Origin of the sequence: Acinetobacter sp. IRS14, from assembly GCF_034650275.1 — a bacterium.
GTDB lineage: Bacteria > Pseudomonadota > Gammaproteobacteria > Pseudomonadales > Moraxellaceae > Acinetobacter > Acinetobacter oleivorans.
Map to the genome: position 1 here is coordinate 139741 of NZ_JAOVFN010000006.1, position 22232 is coordinate 161972.

Consider the following 22232-nt stretch of genomic DNA (forward strand, 5'->3'; position numbering starts at 1 on the left):
ACAACAAAGAAATGGTATGAGTGATGAATGAAGCTGTTCCCTCAGTTGTTGCGATTGACATTGGGACGCATAAAGTTTCAGTTTTGATTGGAAAAATTCATGCGCCGGATAACATTCAAGTTATCGGTATGGCAACTGCTCGCAATCGTGGCATGAATAAAGGAAAAATCGTAAGCCTCGATAAAGTTATCGCTGCGATTAAAAATGCTGTCGCTGAAGCGGAAAATATGGCCGAATGTCGCATTCATAGCGCATGGGTATCGATTCCGAGTACCGAGTTGCAAAGTTTTTATGCCTCTGGCCGCACACCAGTTGCTAATCCCGCACATGTTATTACAACAAATGAAGTCGTGCGCGCGTTAGAATTGGCAAAAGCAAGTCATGTGACTTCTGATTACTATTTAGCAAGTGCAGTACCGTTAGGCTTTGAATTAGGTGATTCTGCTGAATGGGTGCAGAATCCAATTAACATGACTGCCCATAGTATGACCGGACATTATCAGTTAATGATGATGCCGATTGCGACTATGCAAAACCTTGATCGCGCTATGAAAGGTGCAAATATCGGGGTTGAAAAAATGGTGGTATCTTGTCTGGCAACCGCTGAGGCAAGCTTGCTTAAAGATGAAAAAGAGTATGGTGTTTGTCTGGTCGACATTGGCGCAGGCATTACCAATCTTGCGGTTTATCTAGATGGACGTTTGGCTCTGGCACGTACATTGCAACGCGGTGGTGAGCACGTTACGCGTGATATTGCTGCTGTATTGCAAACTACGACAGAAGAAGCTGAACGTATTAAAATTCTGTATGGTTGTGTTGATTTAAGTGCTGTTAAGCCAGATCACATGATTCAGGTGGAAGGAATTGATGGCCCTCAAACTATTAGTCGAATTGAGTTGTCAGAAATTATTATTGCCCGCTATGAAGAGATCTTTAGCCAGATTCGTGATGAGCTCGAGAACAGCGGTGCAATTCATGGTTTATACCATGGTGTAGTGTTGACAGGGGATGCTTGTCAAATCGAAGGTATGGTGAGTTTGGCTCGCCGTATGTTGGGGGTATCTGCCCATTTGGGTAATCCGCCGTTACAGGTTTATGCTGATGATCAACATCAGGCAGCATTACGTCGTTCGATGTATGCAACAGCAGCTGGTTTGCTCATGTTTAGCCAAAGTGAGTTGCAAGAAGCTGTTGAAGAGCCTGAAGAGGCAAATGACCGTTCGGTATGGGAGCGAATGGTAAATGGCTGGAATGCATTTAATAGCAAGCTAAAAGCCATTTTTTAGGATGTATGGATTTATTGGTAGAATTGTTAGGAAGTTGTAAGAGAAAACCACTGTACTTGACAAGGTTTGTATTGCACAGCATTCTTAAAATTAGTTATTTTTGAAAATCAAGGCAGTATACGGGCTGAAGTGACTGCCATAATGTATTAGGAACCCTAAAGGTCATGGCCTCATTTGAATTTATAGAAGATGAACTAAACGATGGCAACGGTCAAGCCCGTTTCACTGTATTTGGTGTAGGTGGTGGTGGCGGTAATGCCGTTCAACATATGGTGCAGTCTGATATTCAAGGTGTTAAATTCGTTTGTGCCAATACAGACAAACAAGCACTAGACTGTATGAATGCACCTTTCAAAATTCAGTTAGGCGAGCAAAGTACGCGTGGTTTAGGTGCTGGTGCTAACCCTGAAGTTGGGCAAGTTGCAGCAGAAGAAAGCCGTGAAATTATTCGTCACCATCTTGAAGGTACGGATATGGTGTTCGTTACCGCTGGTATGGGTGGTGGTACGGGTACGGGCGCGGCTCCTGTCGTGGCTGAAGTTGCCAAAGAAATGGGTATTTTGACTGTTGGTGTTGTAACAACTCCATTTAACTTTGAAGGCCGTCGCCGTTTAAAATCTGCTGAGCGCGGTATTGAAGCGCTTGAAGCACATGTTGATTCATTGATTATTATCCCGAACCAACGCTTACTTAGCGTATATGGCGATATTTCAATGAAAGATGCTTATAAAAAAGCTGATGATGTATTGTTAAACGCTGTACGTAGTATCTTTGACCTTGTTGTAAACCGTGGTCACATTAACCTTGACTTCGCCGATTTGAAAACTGCAATGAGTACTCGTGGTTACGCAATGATGGGTGCTGGTTTAGGTCGTGGTGAAGATCGTGCACGTCAAGCAGCTGAACAGGCTATTCGCAGTCCATTGCTTGATAACGTAAATATTATTAATGCTAAAGGTGTGTTGATTAACATTACTGGCGGTGATGATATTACTCTACGCGAAACTGAAATCATTACTGATGTCGTGAACCAGATTGTTGACCTTGATGAAGGTGAAATTTTCTACGGTACAGTATTTGATCCAGATGCGCGTGATGAATTGCGTGTAACAGTAATTGCAACTGGTTTAACTCGTAATGCTGCAGATGCAGAACCGAGAAAACGTAATACAGTAAGTCATGCATCGACTCAATCAGCTCAATCTGTTGATGAAGATGACGTTCCTGCTATTAATAAGCGTCAAAATGCAGACAATGAAGTGAGCAGTAACGCAAGTTCTTCTCCGCGTTCTTCTCCGATGAGTATTCAAGATTACTTGAAAAATCAGCAACGTAAGTAAAAAATTATTAAATTTAAAAAAAGGCAGTGTTTAAACACTGCCTTTTTTTGTTTTTGATCAATGACTAAATATGCTAACGTATAGCGGTTTTAAAAAAGAAGTTACAAAGCATGGTGAAACAACGTACTCTCAATCGTGTGGTAAAAGCGAGTGGAATAGGTCTTCATAGCGGTCAAAAAGTGATGATCAATTTCATTCCACATACCGCGGATGGAGGTATTGTATTTCGTCGTATCGATTTAGACCCGCCCGTTGAAATCCATGCGAATGCTTTACTCATTCAAGAAGCTTTCATGTGCTCCAATTTAGTGATTGGAGATATAAAAGTTGGAACAATTGAGCATGTAATGAGCGCAATTGCAGGTTTAGGAATTGATAACCTTATTGTTGAGGTATCTGCGTCCGAAGTTCCGATTATGGATGGAAGCGCCGGCCCATTTATTTACCTGTTAATGCAGGGTGGATTACGTGAGCTAGATGCGCCGAAAAAATTTATAAGAATATTAAAACCAGTTGAAGCATTAATAGATGATAAAAAAGCGATTTTTAGCCCGCATAATGGTTTTCAATTAAATTTTACGATTGATTTTGACCATCCTGCATTTGCTAAAGAATATCAATCTGCCACTATCGACTTTTCTACTGAAACTTTTGTATATGAAGTCAGTGAAGCTCGTACTTTTGGTTTTATGAAAGATCTAGATTACCTCAAAGCAAATAACTTAGCCTTGGGTGCAAGTTTAGATAATGCCATTGGGGTAGATGACACAGGTGTTGTGAACGAAGAAGGCTTACGTTTCGCTGACGAATTTGTGAGACATAAGATTTTGGATGCAGTAGGTGATTTGTATTTACTTGGTCATCAAATTATTGCCAAGTTTGATGGCTATAAATCGGGACATGCTTTAAATAATCAGTTGTTACGCAATGTTCAAAGTGATCCGAGTAATTATGAAATTGTAACATTTAATGACGAGAATGAATGTCCAATTCCATATGTCAGTGTGACATAAGTCATTGTCTTTACTTGGCTACGTTATATTGTAACGTTTCAAAGTGTGATTATTATCACATAATAAGAACGATTCTAATTAAGAAATAGAAAGCTCATCATTTTTTATTGCTTGCCAAACGTAGTAAAGCTTGGCTAAGCTTAGGGTCGCTCACAAAGTCGGCTGCACTACGTAACATTTCTTGTGTTTCCGGGGGGATGGGTTTAGATGGCTCAGATGAGGGTATATTGGGAGTGTTTTTATTTCTCAATCGAACCTGAATTCTTTGTAAGTCTTTTAACCCTTCAAGTTGAGATAATTTAGATACATATTGGTTCTGTAAATAACTGAGTTGACTAATCATCGCCTGATTTTCACCAGTAATGATTAAAGAACCATTTTGATAACACACGACCTGCCATTGTTCCGGTTGGGGCAATAAGGGTTGGATTATTTTCGTAAGTCTTTGCCATTGCGCGACTTGCGTTGTTAGAAACGTAAGGTTTCCTGTTTTTATGTGTTTTCCGGTTTGTTGAAAAACGTTATCGGGTTTAGACATGGGTCATTCTCGGATAGATTCTTGTCTTCATCTTAAGCGTTCATTTCGATTGATATCAAGGAAGAGATCATAAGGAACTTGAGTAAGAACAGTTTCAAGAGGTTTTTATGCACACGCGTCGTATTTTATTAGCGTTTTCACTTGCCGCTTCGGCAGCATCAGTTGCTTTTGCAGATTATCAAACAATTAACCAATCTACTGATTCAGATCGATTGGAAAAACTATCAAAAACATTATCTCAAGGTTCATACACCCATCCTGATGATTTAGATCTTCCGGCAAGTGCGAAAGTTTCAGTGACCTTACGCCAAAAAACGGTTGAGCTCAACAATGAATCGCTCGCAAAAAAATATGGCAATACGAGTGCAAAGAATTCTTTTAATGCCTCTTCTTCGAATGCTTACTCTTGGTTAGTTTCGCATCCTCTTCCTGATACTGTACGAGTTTCTTCGAACTTCGGTGGTCGTACAATGAGCGGTCGTGCCGAACATCATGGTGGTTTAGATATGGCTGCTCCGAGTGGCACGCCAATCTATGCAACAGGCCCAGGTATTGTAACGAAATCTGGCTGGGGCACGGGCTATGGTCAATATGTTGAAATTAACCATGGTAATGGTTACTTAACACGCTATGCTCATGCTTCGCGCTTAATGGTACGTGTAGGCGACCAAGTATCTGCAGGTGAACATATTGCCAATGTAGGCTGTACTGGTCGCTGTACTGGCCCACATTTGCACTACGAAGTAGTAAAAGATGGTCAACGTAAGAATCCAACGACTTACTTGGCGATGCTTCCTTAAAAGCATAGTTAAAAAGTTAAGGTTATTAAATTTATGAATCTGAAATTAGCCTAAACCTTTTTTAACGTAAAGATTGTATAAAAAAACGCCATTATTGGCGTTTTTTTGTTATTTTGTTTAATGCTCGGTCAATGACTATTCATTCAGAAAATAATAGGCCCCCCTCACATTCACCCGTGGCAATAACTAGAGAGGGGTAAAACGTGGTAAAAATACAAAGTAGATTAAAGAACAAGGAACAGGTGAATTATGGCGTTTTACGGTGACTCCGATGCACAAGAAACCCAAGAGTGGCAAGATGCATTCGATTCAGTTTTACAACATATGGGAACTGAGCGCGCAGCATTCTTATTGGAAAAACTTTACCAACAAGCAATTGCTAAGCATGTTCCAATTCAACGTCTCAATACACCTTACTTAAATACAATTTCTGTTGAAGAACAACCTGCAATGCCAGGCGACCAAGATATGGAACGCCGTATTCGTGCATTGATTCGTTGGAATGCCTTAGCAATGGTACTTCGTGCGAATAAAACAGGTGATGATTTAGGTGGACACTTGGCGAGCTTCGCATCAAGTGCAACATTATATGACGTAGGTTTTAATCATTTCTTCCGCGCAAATAGCGATAACTTTGGCGGAGATATGATTTATTACCAAGGACACTGTGCTCCTGGTATTTATGCACGTTCATTCCTTGAAGGACGTTTAACTGAAGAACAGTTAAGTAATTTCCGCCGTGAAGTTGGCGGTAACGGTTTACCAAGCTATCCACATCCATATTTAATGCCGGACTATTGGCAATTCCCAACTGTATCAATGGGTCTTGGTCCAATCATGTCGATTTATCAAGCGCACATTCAAAAATATTTGATGAACCGTGGCTTGATCAAAGAAGAAAATCGTAAAGTCTGGGCTTATCTTGGCGATGGTGAGATGGATGAGCCAGAAAGTACTGGTGCAATTTCACTTGCTGGTCGTGAAAAACTTGATAACTTGATCTGGGTTGTTAACTGTAACTTACAGCGTCTAGATGGTCCTGTACGTGGTAACGGTAAAATCATTCAAGAATTAGAATCTTTATTCCGTGGTGCGGGCTGGCGTGTTATTAAAGTGGTATGGGGCCGTCATTGGGATCCGCTACTTGCAAAAGACAACACAGGCGCTTTAAAAGCGGTAATGGAAGAAACTGTTGATGGTGAATACCAACGCTATCAAGTGAAAGGTGGTGCATATACACGTGAGAAATTCTTTGGCAAGTACCCAGAAGCTGCGGAACTTGTAAAAGATTTAAGCGATGAAGACATCGATAATCTCAACCGTGGTGGCCATGACCCTTACAAAGTTTTTGCAGCCTATGCAGAAGCAATGAAAGCCAAAGGTCAACCAACAGTTATTCTTGCGAAAACTGTTAAAGGTTACGGTTTGTCTGAAGAAATTGAAGCGGTGAACAAAACTCACCAAATCAAAAAAATGCAGATCGACTCTTTAAAATATGTACGTGACCGTTTTAACCTGCCATTTACAGATGATAAGTTAGAAGAGCTTCCATTCTATCGCCCAAGTGAAAACTCTCCAGAAATGAAGTACATGAAAGCGCGTCGTGAAGCGTTAGGTGGTTACCTGCCAGCACGTCGTCGTGAGAGTGAAATTTTAGCGATTCCTGAATTATCTGTATTTGATGCAGTATTAAACGGTTCAGGTGGTAAAGAGCAATCTACTACGATGGTGATGGTTCGTTTAATTGCTGCTTTACTTAAAGAAAAAGCAATTAAAGACCGCGTAGTGCCAATCGTTCCAGATGAAGCACGTACATTTGGTTTAGAAGGTATGTTCCGTCAGCTTGGTATTTATGCTGCTCACGGTCAAAAATATACCCCAGAAGACCAAGAACAGTTAATGCATTACCGTGAAGCAAGTGACGGTCACATGCTTCAAGAAGGGATTAACGAAGCTGGTGCGATGAGCGCATGGGCTGCGTTAGCAACAAGTTATTCAACCAATAACTTACCAATGATTCCAATGTACATGTACTACTCAATGTTTGGTTTCCAACGTATTGGTGACATTGCGTGGGCTGCGGGCGATGCACAAGCTCAAGGTTTCTTGTTAGGTGCAACTGCTGGTCGTACCACATTGAACGGTGAAGGTTTACAGCACCAAGATGGTCATTCACATATCTTAGCGAACACGATTCCAAACTGCGTATCTTATGATCCATGTTTTGGTTACGAATTAGCTGTAATCGTACATGACGGTTTACAACGTATGTATGTGAATCAAGAGCGTGTGTTCTATTACTTAACAGTAATGAACGAAAACTACGAGCATCCTGCAATGCCTGAAGGCGCTGAGGAAGGCATTAAACGTGGTATGTACTTGTTCGAAAAAGATGAAAAAGCAACTGTTCAATTACTTGGTTCAGGTGTAATTCTTCGTGAAGTGATCAAAGCTGCGAAAATCTTACGTGATGAATACCAAATCCATTCAAACGTTTGGAGTGTAACAAGCTTCAATGAATTGTCGCGTGATGGTATGGCATGTGAAGAATACAACCGTTTACACCCACTTACTGAAGAAGTGAAAGAGTCTTGGGTATCTAAACAGTTACGTGGTACAGAAGGTATTGTTGTTTCAGCAACAGACCATATGCGTGCGTATAGCGAACAAATCCGTGCTTATCTTCCAGATGGTCGTCCATTTGTTGCGTTGGGTACAGATGGTTATGGTCGCTCAGATACACGTGCTAACTTACGTAGTTTCTTTGGTGTTGACGCTGCACATATCGTTGTTGCTACTTTGAAAAAATTAGCTGACGAAGGTGAAGTAGATGCACGTTTAGTTAAAGATGCAATTTCTAACTTTGAGTTAGACACTGACCGTCCAGTGGCATGGGCTCCACAAGCACATCCAGAAGTTCAGGCAGTGGCTGAATACAATGAAGCGCAAACTGGTGAGGGGAACTAAGCATGCAAATTAAGACCCCTGATATTGGTGTAGATAAAGCAGTTGTTGCTGAAATTTTGGTAAAAGTTGGTGACAGCATTGCTGAAAATGACAGCCTTGTTTTGCTTGAGTCAGATAAAGCATCTGTTGAAGTGCCTAGCACTTCAGCAGGTGTGGTAAAAAGTATCTTAATCAAGGAAGGCGATAGCGTAACTGAAGGTACGGTATTGTTTGAACTTGAAGCTGAAGGTGCTGCACCAGTAGCTCAAACAGAAGAAGTTGCAAAACCTGCTCCAGCAGCTGAACAAACAGCAGCACCAGCAGCGGTACAACAGGCTTCAACTGCTGCACAACCAGCATCGGCAACCACGAGCCAAGTGGTTGAAGTTCAAGTTCCTGATATTGGTGTTGAAAAAGCACTCGTTGGTGAAATCTTAGTAAAAGTTGGTGAGCAAATCGATGTTGAGCAAAGCATCGTTGTTGTTGAATCTGACAAAGCAACTGTAGAAGTACCAAGCAGTGTTGCGGGTACCGTAGAAAGCATTCAAGTTAAAGAAGGCGATACAGTTAAAGAAGGTGTTGTGCTCATTAAAGTGAAAACAACATCTGCATCGAGTGCGCCAGTTGAAGCTCCTGCTTCTACAGCAGCTCCAGCGGCAACGCCTGCACCAGTTCAACAAGAAACTGTAGCTGCGGCTGCTGGTCAATCTGGACCAGTTGATATTAACGTTCCTGATTTGGGCGTAGATAAAGCAGTTGTTGCTGAAATTTTGGTACAAGTTGGCGATAAAGTTGATGTAGACCAAAGCCTTGTTGTGGTTGAGTCAGATAAAGCGACTGTTGAAGTTCCAAGTACTGTTGCGGGTGTTGTGAAAGCGATTCACTTGCAAGCAGGCCAACAAGTTTCACAAGGTATATTGCTTGCAACAATTGAAGCTGAAGGCCAAGCACCTGCTGCGGCATCAGCGGCAAAAGCAGAAGTAGCTCCGGCTCCACAGGCAGCAGCGCCTAAAGCGGCAGCTCCTGCTCCGACTCAGGCTGTATCTGCTCCAGCGTCTGGCAGTGACAAGCTAACCAAAGAGCAAGAAGCCGAAAACGCTAAAGTATATGCAGGTCCTGCTGTACGTAAGCTTGCTCGTGAACTTGGTGTGATTTTGTCACAAGTTAAAACTTCTGGTGAGCATGGCCGTGTTGTTAAAGAAGATATCTTTGCTTATGTGAAGACTCGTTTAACTGCGCCACAAGCTGCACCAGTTGCTGCGGCTGCACCAGCGGTTTCGGGTTTGCCAAAGCTTCCTGACTTCACTGCATTTGGTGGCGTGGAAGAAAAAGTACTGACGCGTTTGCAGCAAGTATCAATTCCGCAATTGTCATTGAACAACTTTATTCCGCAAGTCACCCAGTTTGATTTAGCTGACATTACTGAGTTAGAAGATTGGCGTAATGAGCTGAAAGGCAACTTCAAAAAAGAAGGTATCAGCCTGACGATTATGGCATTCATTATCAAAGCAGTTGCGTATTTGTTGAAAGAAGAGCGTGAGTTCGCAGGCCATCTATCTGATGACGGTAAATCAGTGCTCTTGCGCAATGAAATCCATATGGGAATTGCAGTAGCAACACCTGATGGTTTAACTGTGCCAGTACTTCGTAACCCAGACCAAAAATCAATTAAGCAAATCGCAGTTGAATTGGGTGTGTTAGGTCAAAAAGCACGTGATAAGAAATTAACACCGAAAGACTTACAAGGTGCGAATTTCACCATTTCAAGCTTAGGCGCAATTGGTGGTACAGCATTTACACCACTTGTAAACTGGCCACAAGTTGCGATTTTGGGTATTTCACCTGCAACGATGCAACCGGTTTGGAATGGTAAAGACTTTGATCCACGCTTAATGTTGCCGTTGTCGTTGTCTTATGACCACCGTGTAATTAATGGTGCAGATGCCGCTCGATTTACCAATAAACTTACGAAACTTCTTAAAGATATTCGGACTTTATTAATCTAATATTCTGAAATGAATCATTAAAACCTCGCTTCGGCGGGGTTTTATTTTGGTATTTAATTTAATTGATTTTAGGTTAATCTAAAGATGAAGAAGGAGTGATCGAGAGAGGAAAAATTTCTCGTTTTAGGTAAAGGAGAAATAATAGATGGCGGGTTTTTTAAAAATCATGTTGCCGATTCTGTTGGTTGTATTTTTATTGATGGGATTATGGGTCAGTTTTTTGCACTTTCCTTGGGAGTGGATGACCTACGTTGCAATCGGTTTGGAGGTATTTGTGGCAACGCTTATTTTGCCATTTGAATTTCAATCCCAACATATAGCTGGCATTAACAATTTTGGTTTTATTAACTTAAGTATCTGTTTAGCTTTACTACTAGGCTTGGGGCGGCTGTTAGTATGGGCATGGATAAAATTTTTTGTTTGAAAAATAGAACTGCTAGAATATAATGAGCACATACTTCATTGGGGAGTAGCCGCTATTCATTTCTGAATGAATAGGTGATGATCAACATAATTGTTCAACAGAACATGGTCATCATAGCTTAAACGTCTCATCGTTTCCGAGTTGGCAAGACCTTTGATTTACCACTCTGCAGATATTTGGCTAGCAGGAGCGGTAGGTCATGGGCATTTATGCTAGCCAGAGAAACGACATGCAAGAATTTCTGATTTCTACCTCGATTGTTGCCCTAGCTGAAATGGGCGATAAAACTCAATTATTGGCCCTTTTACTGTCTGCACGTTTCCGTAAGCCAATCCCTATTCTGATTGCTATTCTTTTAGCCACTTTAATTAACCATGGTATCTCTGCTGTGCTTGGACAGTGGATTACAACCGTGTTGAGTCCCGAAATTTTAGTTTGGGTACTTGCGGGTGGTTTCATTGGTATGGCCTTCTGGATGCTTATTCCAGATAAGCTAGATGATGAAACAGATAGCATTAACAGATGGCAAAAATTTGGTGTTTTTGGTGCAACCTTTATCCTGTTCTTCTTAGCAGAAATTGGTGATAAAACCCAGATTGCGACAGTGGCTTTAGCTGCACGTTACGATAGTATTTTCTGGGTAATGCTAGGCACAACCTTAGGTATGATGATTGCCAATGCACCAGCTGTATTTATTGGTAATAAATTAGCTGAACGTTTATCTATCTCTCTCATCCATAAAATTGGTGCTGCGATTTTCTTAATTGTAGGTATCTCTACTTTAGTGCAGCATTATTTCTTCTAAAGTATTTAAAGCTGCCATAAAAAACGCACTTAATTCGAGTGCGTTTTTTGTAGGCCATTATTTAGTAGTTAAATTTCACTGTGAAGTTAATTTGGCGTGGGTTGCCGAGCGTCACCAAATTCTCGTTCAGCGCACCTGCATAGTAATCTTTATCAAATAAATTACGGATCGCAAGTTGAGCACCCCAATGTCCTGCATCGTAGCCAGCTTCAGTGTCAAAGACTGTATAGCCTGGAATGTGAACATCTAAGCCATCGACAGTTTTATATGTTTCACCACGGAATCCACCACCAACATACCAACCAAGTTTTGATGTAGGGTCAAATTTATAACGTGCTGACAAGCTATAAGCATGCTCAGGAATATTATCGAGTGCTTTTCCTACATTGCTTGAGTTTGCATCTTTACTAATTTCAGCATCAATGGTGTAGGTATATGCAGCTGTTAATTTTAAGCCTTCTAAAATTTCTGCGCTGAGCTCAGTTTCAATACCACGTGTTAACTGTTCACCACGCTGAGCTTTATAGCCACTATTCGCAGTATCAGTGACTAAAACATTTTGACGTTTTAAATCATACCAAGCGATAGCACCTTGAACTCGTTGATCAGGACTTTGTAATTTCATTCCGACTTCAACCTGTTTTCCTTCTTCAGGTTTGAATGGATTGTTATTTACATCAGTACCACTGTTAGGTGTAAATGAAGTGGCATAGCTGACATAAGGGGCAACAATGTCATTAAGGGTATACATGACAGAGGCGCTACCCGTAAAAGCATTGTCTGATTGTTTACTTGCACTACTTGTAACTAAACTTGTGCTTTGGGTTTGTGCCCAGTCTTGGCGTCCAGACAAGCTTAAAAGCCATTGGTCATTAAGTTGAATGCGATCACGTATATAGAGTCCCAAATATTTGAGACGGTTGATATCCCGAACATTTTGTTTCAATGTCACGTTTTGACCATAAACGGGGTTATAGATATTTAAATTACCAATATCGTATTTATCATTGGTGTAGTCACTTTTTTCCTGAAAAGCATCTGCGCCAATATTAATGTCGTGCTGCATGCCATATAAATCAAACTGTTTGTTTAAACGGTTATCGATGGCAAAACTTAAGTTATCAATCTCTTGATGCCGACTATTATTAGCTCGGTTAATGGTTGTATAAGATGAGTCTGCCCAAAACTTTTTGGTTTGAGCAAAAACTGCAGTGCCATCCATTTCGGTTTTTTGTACGGCAAAATTCTGGTTAAAGTTCCAGCCATTATCAAAGGCATGTTTAAACGTATAACCCGTACGGTAAACATCTGCTTCATATTTACCAAAATTAGGATCGCCAATATATAAACTTCGGTCTATAGCGCCGTTAGGATTGTCTTTTAATGTGCCAATCACAGGCAAACCTTGCTGACGAATATATTCACGATGCTGATAACTTGCGATTACAGAGAGGTCAGTGTTATCACCTAAGTCGAAATTGTAAGAAGGGGAGATATAGTAATTTTTAAAATATACATAATCTGTCGGGTCATCTTGGTCAGCGATGCGGCCATTTAAACGAAAAGCACCTTTCTCACTATTATTAGGGCTATAGTTTAAGTCGAATGTACCTTCTTTTAAGTTATAGCTGCCATAAGTCATGCTAGCACGTGCAAAGTTTTCTGCTTCAGGTCGTTTAGTGACTAAATTGACCATACCGCCTGGTGTAACCAAACCGAAATTAATAGAGGCAGGGCCTTTTAAGACTTGGACCTGATCCATGCCTGATAGTTCAGTGGCAACATGAGTATTTTGTCCAACTCTTAAACCATCTATATAAACCGAATCGGAAGAGGTCTGGCCTCGAATAACAAAATCATCCCAACCACGACGACCAAGTTTTCCAGCTTCAACACCTGCAACACCTTCAAGCGCATCTGCTAGCGTTCTAGCTTGTTTCTGGTCGAGCTGTTCACGAGTCACCACCGAAACCGATTGAGCCGTCTTAAATAAGGGTGCATCTGATTTTAAGGCAGAAGTTGCTTTTGTTGCGACATAGGCAGAGCTGGGTTCTTTTTGCGCCTGAATAGAAATTGTGGGTAGCACATTGGTCGAATTCTGTTGTTCTGCTGTTTCATCAGCATGACTTGCTGTCATTAAGCTAAAAATAGCAACTGCTAACAATGTTTTAGAGCTTGAAAAATAAGGTGCTTGGTTCATGGGAGGTCTAGACAGCGCAAAAGACAAAGTGATAATGAGAATTATTTTAATTTATTGTATGTGAATTTTAAATAACATTATGATTCATTTATAAAATAAGAAAAGCAAAAGCTATTTTAAAATATTATGAGAAAAATAAAGCAATTTATTGCAAGAGTTATCGAATCCCTTTATTTTAGTATGGATATAAAAATATCTAATATTTAAAGTTTTTTTGGGGAATTGTATGGGGTTTGAAAAAACAACATCGCAGATATTATTTGATAATGGCGTACATAAATGTATTAGTTTTACCAGTTTGGTCAAAGGGGAAGGTATCCAAGCCAATCAATTTTTAATTATTGATCATGAGCGTGCTGCTGTAATCGATCCGGGTGGCGATTTGACCTATGTTCCATTAACGATGGAATTAAATAAATATACACGTTTGAAAAATCTGGACTATGTGATGGCTTCGCATCAGGATCCAGACATTATTACCTCAATGCCACGCTGGTTAGTCTATACCGACGCTAAAGTGGTGGCGTCAAAATTATGGGCACGTTTTCTACCGCACCTAAATTCCTCATTTATGAGTGAGCGTATGAAAGGGAATTGGGAAGACCGTCTTATTGAATTACCTGACCGTGGCCAAGTGATTCAATTGGGGGAATCAAAGTTAGTTGTAGTTCCTGCCCATTTTCTACATTCGGTCGGTAATTTTCAGTTTTATGATCCAGTCGCTAAAATTTTATTTTCTGGCGATATGGGGGCTTCGATTGTTGAGGATGCTAACCAACCTTTAACAGATTTCGATACGCATGTTCTAAAAATGAAAGCTTTTCACCAACGCTATATGTGTTCCAATAAGGTTATTCGTTTATGGGTAAACATGGTCCGCCAGATGGACATTGAAATGATTGTTCCACAGCATGGCAGTCCATTTATTGGCAAAGGAATGATTAATCAGTTTTTGGACTGGATTGAGGTTTTACCTTGTGGTGTCGACTTGATGACAGAACAAGTTTTTAGTTGTCCTGCCTAAATATGATGTCTAATGATCAACCCAGATAAAATTCTGGGTTGCAAAAACATGGGTTAAAAAATAACGTTAAAACGATAATAAGTGGGAATTATTTAGAGCAGCTCTACATCTATTGCTGAAAAAGGCAAAGATAATATGAAAATTGCATTGAAATTTGTTTATAATAGCTCACGGAATTTACCAGTGAGATTGTTATGCTGACCATCGTTCAAGAAGCGCTAACCTTCGATGATGTCTTATTACTTCCTGCCTACTCTACTGTTCTCCCAAAAGATGTCTCTTTAAAGACACGATTAACTCGCGGCATTCATTTAAATATCCCATTAGTTTCAGCTGCAATGGATACAGTGACTGAGTCACGTATGGCGATTGCGATGTCACAAAATGGTGGTATCGGGATTTTGCACAAAAACATGGATATTGCTGCTCAAGCTGCAGAAGTACGCCGTGTAAAGAAATTCGAAGCGGGTATGGTGAAAGACCCTATCACTGTAACGCCTGAAACTACGGTACGTGAACTGATTGCAATTACCACTGCTAATAACATTAGCGGTGTACCTGTTGTTAAAGACGGCAAGGTTGTTGGTATTGTGACAGGCCGTGATACGCGTTTTGAAACTAATTTAGAACAACCTGTTAGCAACATCATGACAGGCCAAGATCGTTTAGTCACTGTACGTGAAGGCGAGTCTAAAGAAAATATTCAAGCATTATTGCAAAAACACCGTATTGAAAAAGTCTTGGTCGTTGGCGAGAGCAACGAACTTAAAGGCTTAATTACAGTGACTGACTTCCGCAAAGCTGAAAGTTATCCAAACAGTTGTAAAGATGACCTTGGTCGTTTACGTGTTGGTGCTGCGGTAGGTACAGGTGCTGATACACCAAGTCGTGTGGAAGCATTGGTTGAAGCTGGTGTTGACGTCATTGTTGTTGATACAGCACACGGTCACTCAGCTGGTGTAATTGAACGTGTACGTTGGGTGAAACAAAACTTCCCTCAAGTACAAGTGATTGGTGGAAACATTGCAACTGGTGATGCTGCATTAGCATTATTAGATGCTGGTGCAGATGCTGTAAAAGTGGGTATTGGTCCTGGTTCTATCTGTACAACACGTATTGTGGCAGGTATTGGTATGCCACAAATTTCTGCGATTGACAGCGTTGCTAGCGCACTAAAAGATCAAATTCCTTTAATTGCAGATGGCGGTATCCGCTTCTCTGGCGATATGGCAAAAGCGATCGGTGCGGGTGCAAGCACGATCATGGTTGGTTCATTACTTGCAGGTACTGAAGAAGCGCCTGGCGAAGTGGAGTTTTTCCAAGGTCGTTACTACAAAGCATATCGTGGTATGGGTTCATTAGGTGCAATGGCGGGAGCAACTGGTTCTGCTGACCGTTATTTCCAAGATTCAAAAGCGGGTGCTGAGAAATTAGTACCAGAAGGAATCGAAGGCCGTGTTCCATATAAAGGTCCAATGGGTAACATCGTTCATCAAATGATGGGTGGTTTACGTTCATCGATGGGTTATACCGGTTCAGCTGTGATTGAAGATCTTCGCCAAAATGCGAAATTTGTGAAAATTACTTCAGCAGGTATGTCTGAGTCACATGTTCACGATGTAACGATTACTAAAGAAGCTCCAAACTATCGTGTTGGTTAGATTTTGGTAACCAAAACAATGAAGAAAGCCGTCATTACACTGACGGCTTTTTGTTTTTGGTGTAAAGTAAATCCGAGAAAAGAAATATGGCGGAATTGCCATATATGAAGTGAGCCACCGCTGAAGTGGCGTAAGAATGAGATAAGCTATGAGTTATTTTGGAACGGATGGTATTCGTGGAAAATTTGGGCAAATGCCTATTACTCCAGAGTTTGCTTTAAAACTCGGTTTTGCTGCAGGGAAGGTATTAAAACGAACGAGTCAAAAAAATAAACCACTCGTTGTGTTAGGAAAAGACACTCGTTTATCTGGCTACATTTTAGAATCTGCTTTGCAGGCGGGCTTAAACGCTGCTGGCGTATATGTTCATTTACTTGGTCCATTACCAACACCAGCCATTGCACACCTTACTCGTGCTTTACATGCACATGCAGGTATTGTTATTTCTGCATCGCATAATCCATATTATGATAATGGGATTAAATTCTTCTCAAGTGAAGGCAAAAAATTACCGGATTCGTTACAAGAAGAAATTAACCGCGAATTAGAAAAAGATTTATTCATTGAGGACACTGCAAACTTAGGTAAAAGTGTTCGTGTAAATGATGCAAATGGTCGCTATATTGAATTCTGTAAATCTACATTCCCTTACCACTTTGATTTAAATAATTTAAAGATTGTGTTGGACTGTGCTCATGGCGCTGCATATAGCGTTGGGCCTTCAGTTTTCCGTGAGTTAGGGGCAAAAGTTGTTGCTTTATATAATGAACCAGATGGCTTAAATATTAATGAGAGCTGTGGTTCAACACATCCTGAACACTTACAAAAAGCAGTAGTTGAGCACGAAGCAGATTTAGGTATTGCCTTTGATGGCGATGCTGACCGTGTTGTGATGGTTGATAAGTTTGGTAACTTAATCGATGGCGACCATATTTTATATATTTTGGCGACTCAAGCTCAAAATAAGCCAGCGGGTATTGTTGGTACTGTCATGAGTAATATGGCACTTGAAGTTGCACTAGCAAAAGCAAACGTTAACTTTGTCCGTGCAAAAGTCGGTGACCGCTATGTATTACAAGCTTTAGAAGAAAATGGTTGGGGGATAGGTGGCGAACCTTCTGGTCATATTCTAACTTTAGACAAGAGTACGACTGGTGATGCCATTATCGCCGCTCTTCAAGTTTTAACTGTGATGGTTGAGCAAAACAAGGCTCTTCATGAATTGGTTCAAGACTTTAAATTATTCCCGCAAGTTCTTTTGAATGTACGTTTAGAACAAATGCTTGATCCGTATTCTATTCCGGCATTGGTTACTGAATTTGATAAGGCAGAAGCACAGCTCAAAGGGCGTGGCCGTATCCTGATTCGTAAGTCTGGAACAGAGCCTGTGATTCGTGTCATGGTTGAAGGTGATGATGAGCAAGAGGTTAAAGCTTTAGCTCAGCATTTAGCAGATTCAGTTCGTTCACAAGCACAAGTCGCATAAGGTGCATGACATGAGTGATGTCATCAAAGATTTAAGTGAATTACGCTTAAGTTATGAGCAAGGTGAGTTGCATGAGGGGCAGGTTGAATCTAACCCTCATCAGCAGTTTCTGGGTTGGTTTAACCATGCTCTAGCAGCCAATTTGCATGAACCCTATGCAATGTCATTAGCAACTGCAAGTGCAAATGGCAGACCTCATGTTAGAACAGTTTTGTTGCGTGGGGCCACAGAAGCTGGTTATGATTTTTATACGAATTATGACAGTCAAAAAGGTATTGATTTGGCAGAAAATCCATATGCCGAATTATTATTTTACTGGCCAAGTCTAGAGCGTCAGGTGCGAGTGGGTGGTCGTGTAGTTAAAATTGCTGAGCAAGAATCTACAGATTACTATCTTAAACGACCACGTGATAGCCAGATTGCAGCGCATATCAGTACTCCACAAAGCGGTAAAATTGAAAGCCGAGAGCTGTTACAGCAACGTTTTCAAGACTTACAACAGCAAGTTGAAAGCCGTGAAGTGCTTGATAAGCCGGAGTTTTGGGGCGGTTATCGTCTGCAACCAGATTATTTTGAATTCTGGCAAGGACGACCAAATCGTTTACATGACCGCTTGAGTTATGAAAAAATCGACGGTCAATGGACGCTGCACCGACTGATGCCTTAAATGACAAAAATACAAATCAAACAAAGACCTTTATTAACACGCCCTGAACAATTTCAGGGCGTGCCGCCGTTTATTGCCGAAATTTTGGCAAGGCGGGGAGTACAATCTGAACAGGAATTAGAGCTAAAGCTTAAGAATTTACTTGCTCCTCAGCTCAAAGGATTAGAAACTGCTGTGGCATTAATAGATCAAGCTATTGATGCACAAAAAAAGATTGTTATTGTCGGTGACTATGATGCTGACGGTGCAACCAGCACAGCGTTAATGGTATTGGTGCTTCGCGATATGGGAGCACAAGTCGACTATTTAGTTCCAGACCGATTTAAATACGGTTATGGGCTTACCCCCGCAATTGCAGAGCTTGCGCATCAAACTTATCAACCCGATTTATTAATTACAGTCGATAATGGAATTTCCAGCCATGCTGGAGTAGATACAGCCCATTCTCTGGGCATGCAAGTTATTATTACTGATCACCACTTAACAACAAAAGAAACTCCTCTAGCAGAAGCGGTGGTTAACCCAAATCAGTTAGGCTGTGATTTTCCAAGTAAGGCGCTTGCTGGTGTTGGTGTGGCATTTTATGTGCTGGCCAATTTAGCAAGTTTACGTAGTAGACAAAGTAAAAGCACAAGTAAAGTCACTCAATATCTAGATTTAGTCGCTTTGGGAACTTATGCGGATGTTGCTGTATTAGATTATAACAACCGCATTTTAGTGGATGCAGGCGTGAAGCGCATTCAGCAACATCAATGTCGAGTTGGAATATTGGCACTGTTGGATATTGCTGGCCGAGAGGCGTCGTCTTTGCGTGCACAAGATCTAGGTTTTGTTTTAGGTCCGCGTATTAATGCTGCTGGGCGTATGGAGAGCATGCGAATCGGTATAGAGTGTTTATTAGCAGACTCTATGGAAACAGCTTACCCGATTGCTCAACAATTAAATCAGTTGAATATAGAGCGGCGACAAATTGAAGGAGAGATGAAGCAACAAGCTTTATCTGCTTTAGATAGCTTGCAAATTTCAAAAGAAGATATTCCTCCGGCACTTGTACTGTTCGAAGAAAACTGGCATCAAGGGGTGATTGGGATTGTCGCAGGGCGTTTAAAAGAACAGTTTCATCGCCCAGCTATTGTCTTTGCACCAGATGAAGATGGTGTCCATATTAAAGGATCTGCACGTTCAATTGATGGTGTGCACATTCGAGATATGATTGAAAAGGTTGCTGAACAACATCCGGAATTGGTGAGCCATTTTGGTGGACATGCGGCGGCGGCAGGTTTAACGATACGTAAAGAAAATTTTGATGCTTTTAAAACAGTGTTTACTACCTGTGTTGCAGCTATGGAAGAATCTTTGTTTCAAGCAACGCTATGGACGGATGGGGAATTACCAGCTTCGGCTTTGCAACTAGACACATTGGACTGGATAGAGCAGCTTGGGCCATGGGGGCAAAAATTCCCTTTTCCTCAGTTTGAAGGACATTTTAAAGTTGTCGATTATCGCTGGCTTAAAGAAACACATCTAAAACTTAGATTGGCTCTTGATCAATATACTTTTGATGCGATTGCTTTTAATGCCGCTGGACGATTTGAATTTAATCCTATGCGAGATGAAGTTCATTTGGTCTATGAGATTGATCGTAATGTATTTAAGGGTAATGTAAATTTACAATTGCGTATTGTGCATTTAAACCAATAAAAAAAATCCGCTCATTTGAGCGGATTTTTTTATAAACTTTTAGGTAAGATTAGAAGCGGTAGCCTGCACGAATACCATAAGTGTTATCGTTGTCACCGAAACCAATACGACCTTCAAGACTTACTTGTTGATTTAAGAATTTTTTAGCATTAATACCAAATTCATCTTTATCAGTTAAGTCGTTATTGTAGTAATCCACACCAAGACTTAAAGTTTTATCGATGTAGTAGTCACCACGAACTTTATATTCGTCTAGGTCACCAAACGCACCGAACGCTTCAAGGTTTACGTCATGTTGACCTACTTGAGTTACGTATTTAGCACGAACTGTTGGATCAGCGCCGTCTTTACCGTCTTTTTCGTCGTAACCTTTAACACCTAGTGCAAGTAATAAACCTGGAGCTGGTAAATAACCTACTTCAGCTGCATAAGTAGTTAATTTACGATCAATGTTGGTGTTATCAATTTCAGTCTCATTTCGACCTACATCACCGCTAACATAAAAATCTGAGTTAGGAACATAGTATTCAACACCTACGCCATACTGAGTATCTTTAGTACCGCTGTTATCGCCATAGTTGATAAGTGCGTTAACATTACTTGCACGGCTTAAAAATGCTGCTTCTGCAAGTGGAGCGTTACGAGTTTGAACAGGATTAAAGTAATAAGTCCCGTCAACACCGAATTTACTTACGCTGCTACCGTTGTCTGGATCAAGATAATTGTAAGAACCACCAACTTCAGCTTGGTAAGCGTTTGCTGCGCCACTTACTGCGAGTGCAGATAAAAGAGCTGATGCAATTGCTAGTTTTTTCATGGAATCTCTCCCCTCTAAAAAGCGATTTTATAAATGTTTTGTTACAACTTTTAGTCTAGAGGAAAATCGGGTAGCGTCAATCTTGTACAAGTAACCACACTGTAACTATGTGCTTTTTTTGTAAATATGTTTAACTTAAATATTTGATTTTAAACTGTAAAAATAGAATGTTTAATTTTATTAAAATTGAGGAGATTTTGTGTAGATCATAAAAAATGCTGTAAAAGTACCCAATTTTGTATGAGGATGTTACTGGTTAAGCTTAAAATGAACTGAAGAAAATTTAGAAATTAGATGAGTGAAATATAATGAGAAATACAAAGCAGGTTCGAAGATAACCGCAGCTATGCTAAAATAATTGACTGTTTATCTGCTCTTATGGGAACACTCGCGTGGAAATTAATCCTTATCTAAACCAATTGAAAGACTTAACTGATCGTAGCCAAACACTACGGGGGTATCTTTGACTACGATCTGAAAAAAGAGCGTTTAGAAGAAGTTTTACGTGAGTTAGAAGACCCTGCGATTTGGAATGATCAAAGCCGTGCTCAGGCGATGGCAAAAGAAAAGGGTGAACTAGAAAACGTTATTAATGTATTGGATGGGTTGTCAACACAACTTGAAGATGCAAAAGCGATGTTAGATTTGGCTGTAGAAGCTGATGATGAAAGCTTGCTTGAAGATGTTCAGTCAGAGCTTAGTGCTGCTGAAGATGAACTGGCTAAACTTGAATTCCGTCGTATGTTTAGTAACCCAATGGACCCGAATCCTTGCTATGTCGAGATTCAATCAGGCTCAGGCGGTACCGAAGCACAAGACTGGGCATCTATGTTATTACGTATGTATATGCGCTGGATTGAACGTCATGGCTTTAAAGCAGAACTCATGGAAGTATCTGATGGTGACGTAGCTGGTATTAAATCTGCAACAATTCGTGTTGAAGGTGAATATGCCTACGGTTGGTTACGTACAGAATCTGGTGTACACCGTTTAGTGCGTAAGTCACCATTCGACAGTGGTAACCGCCGTCATACTTCATTCTCTGCGGTGTTTATTTCACCAGAAGTTGATGACAATATCGAAATTGATATTAATCCTTCTGATGTTCGTACAGATACTTACCGTGCATCTGGTGCAGGTGGTCAGCATATTAACAAAACCGATTCGGCAGTACGTTTGACTCACACTCCAACAGGTATTGTTGTGGCGTGTCAGAACCAGCGTTCGCAACATGCTAACCGTGACCACGCATGGAAACAGTTACGTGCGCGTTTGTATGAATTGGAAATGCAAAAACGTAATGAAGCGGCTCAAGCTCTAGAAGACTCGAAGTCTGATATTGGTTGGGGAAGCCAAATTCGTTCATATGTATTAGATGATTCGCGTATTAAAGATTTACGCACGGGTGTTGAAAACTCTAATACAGGTGCTGTTCTTGATGGTGACCTTGATCGCTTTATTGAGGCGAGCTTAAAACAAGGTTTATAAGAGTCTGCTGAACTTTTAGTTTAAATACAG

The 22232-nt window shown here is 40.7% G+C and carries 17 protein-coding genes and 1 riboswitch; of the genes, 14 read left to right on the forward strand and 3 right to left on the reverse strand.

The features are described from left to right. Window positions 1-23: 23 nt before the first annotated feature. The 3 genes from ftsA to lpxC all read left to right on the forward strand — a co-directional run bounded on the left by ftsA (window position 24) and on the right by lpxC (window position 3639). The gene (gene ftsA / locus ODQ17_RS08240; protein ID WP_004790064.1) at window positions 24-1286 is read left to right on the forward strand and encodes a cell division protein FtsA; all 1263 of its coding nucleotides are present in this window, start codon (window positions 24-26) and stop codon (window positions 1284-1286) included. Between the two features lie 164 nt (window positions 1287-1450). Continuing rightward, entirely contained in the window at window positions 1451-2626 is a 1176-nt protein-coding gene (gene ftsZ / locus ODQ17_RS08245; RefSeq protein ID WP_005300624.1) for a cell division protein FtsZ, read from the forward strand. A gap of 110 nt (window positions 2627-2736) precedes the next feature. Then, on the forward strand, window positions 2737-3639 hold the full coding sequence (lpxC, locus tag ODQ17_RS08250; protein ID WP_004790060.1) for a UDP-3-O-acyl-N-acetylglucosamine deacetylase: 903 nt from the start codon (window positions 2737-2739) through the stop codon (window positions 3637-3639). Window positions 3640-3736: 97 nt separating this feature from the next. On the opposite strand, the gene ODQ17_RS08255 is transcribed toward lpxC, so the two are convergent. Continuing rightward, complete coding sequence (locus ODQ17_RS08255) at window positions 3737-4177, reverse strand: DciA family protein (RefSeq protein WP_151822037.1); 441 nt, start codon at window positions 4175-4177, stop codon at window positions 3737-3739. 107 nt (window positions 4178-4284) lie between these two features. Here ODQ17_RS08255 and ODQ17_RS08260 point away from each other — a divergent pair, with 107 nt between their 5' ends. The 5 genes from ODQ17_RS08260 (at window position 4285) to ODQ17_RS08280 (ending at window position 11158) form a co-directional block, all read left to right on the forward strand. Next, window positions 4285-4977: a M23 family metallopeptidase gene (locus ODQ17_RS08260; protein WP_322902873.1), complete on the forward strand. Its 693-nt coding sequence runs from the start codon at window positions 4285-4287 to the stop codon at window positions 4975-4977. 249 nt (window positions 4978-5226) lie between these two features. After that, window positions 5227-7944 carry a pyruvate dehydrogenase (acetyl-transferring), homodimeric type gene (gene aceE, locus ODQ17_RS08265; RefSeq protein ID WP_013196595.1) on the forward strand — a complete coding sequence of 906 codons (2718 nt, stop codon included), beginning with the start codon at window positions 5227-5229 and terminating at the stop codon, window positions 7942-7944. A 2-nt stretch (window positions 7945-7946) separates the two neighbouring features. Then, window positions 7947-9929 carry a 2-oxo acid dehydrogenase subunit E2 gene (locus tag ODQ17_RS08270; protein WP_322902876.1) on the forward strand — a complete coding sequence of 661 codons (1983 nt, stop codon included), beginning with the start codon at window positions 7947-7949 and terminating at the stop codon, window positions 9927-9929. A 145-nt stretch (window positions 9930-10074) separates the two neighbouring features. After that, a complete protein-coding gene (locus ODQ17_RS08275) occupies window positions 10075-10353 on the forward strand; it encodes a hypothetical protein (protein ID WP_077163716.1) in 279 nt (92 codons plus the stop codon). 28 nt (window positions 10354-10381) lie between these two features. Further along, a riboswitch (yybP-ykoY riboswitch) is annotated at window positions 10382-10567 on the forward strand. Window positions 10568-10582: 15 nt separating this feature from the next. Next, entirely contained in the window at window positions 10583-11158 is a 576-nt protein-coding gene (locus tag ODQ17_RS08280) for a TMEM165/GDT1 family protein (protein ID WP_013196598.1), read from the forward strand. A gap of 61 nt (window positions 11159-11219) precedes the next feature. Here the strand turns inward: ODQ17_RS08280 and ODQ17_RS08285 are convergent, their stop codons facing one another. Next, on the reverse strand, window positions 11220-13358 hold the full coding sequence (locus ODQ17_RS08285) for a TonB-dependent siderophore receptor (RefSeq protein WP_322902880.1): 2139 nt from the start codon (window positions 13356-13358) through the stop codon (window positions 11220-11222). Window positions 13359-13584: 226 nt separating this feature from the next. Between ODQ17_RS08285 and ODQ17_RS08290 the strand changes: the two genes are divergently transcribed. The 5 genes from ODQ17_RS08290 (at window position 13585) to recJ (ending at window position 19897) form a co-directional block, all read left to right on the forward strand. After that, on the forward strand, window positions 13585-14382 hold the full coding sequence (locus tag ODQ17_RS08290; RefSeq protein ID WP_322902882.1) for an MBL fold metallo-hydrolase: 798 nt from the start codon (window positions 13585-13587) through the stop codon (window positions 14380-14382). Between the two features lie 194 nt (window positions 14383-14576). Next, window positions 14577-16043: an IMP dehydrogenase gene (gene guaB / locus ODQ17_RS08295; RefSeq protein ID WP_004790042.1), complete on the forward strand. Its 1467-nt coding sequence runs from the start codon at window positions 14577-14579 to the stop codon at window positions 16041-16043. Between the two features lie 148 nt (window positions 16044-16191). Continuing rightward, window positions 16192-17529, forward strand: a complete 1338-nt coding sequence (gene glmM / locus ODQ17_RS08300; RefSeq protein ID WP_322902884.1) for a phosphoglucosamine mutase — start codon at window positions 16192-16194, stop codon at window positions 17527-17529. A 10-nt stretch (window positions 17530-17539) separates the two neighbouring features. After that, window positions 17540-18196, forward strand: coding sequence for a pyridoxamine 5'-phosphate oxidase (gene pdxH / locus ODQ17_RS08305; protein WP_267531327.1), 657 nt, complete (start codon window positions 17540-17542; stop codon window positions 18194-18196). Next, on the forward strand, window positions 18197-19897 hold the full coding sequence (recJ, locus tag ODQ17_RS08310) for a single-stranded-DNA-specific exonuclease RecJ (RefSeq protein WP_322902888.1): 1701 nt from the start codon (window positions 18197-18199) through the stop codon (window positions 19895-19897). 49 nt (window positions 19898-19946) lie between these two features. On the opposite strand, the gene ODQ17_RS08315 is transcribed toward recJ, so the two are convergent. Continuing rightward, window positions 19947-20714: a putative porin gene (locus tag ODQ17_RS08315; RefSeq protein ID WP_322902890.1), complete on the reverse strand. Its 768-nt coding sequence runs from the start codon at window positions 20712-20714 to the stop codon at window positions 19947-19949. Between the two features lie 392 nt (window positions 20715-21106). Between ODQ17_RS08315 and prfB the strand changes: the two genes are divergently transcribed. Further along, window positions 21107-22202 (forward strand): peptide chain release factor 2 gene (gene prfB / locus ODQ17_RS08320; RefSeq protein ID WP_107880456.1). Its coding sequence is split into 2 segments (ribosomal slippage): window positions 21107-21178 and window positions 21180-22202, totalling 1095 coding nucleotides; the frame shifts between segments, so codons are not numbered across the junction. The last annotated feature ends 30 nt before the right edge of the window (window positions 22203-22232 follow it).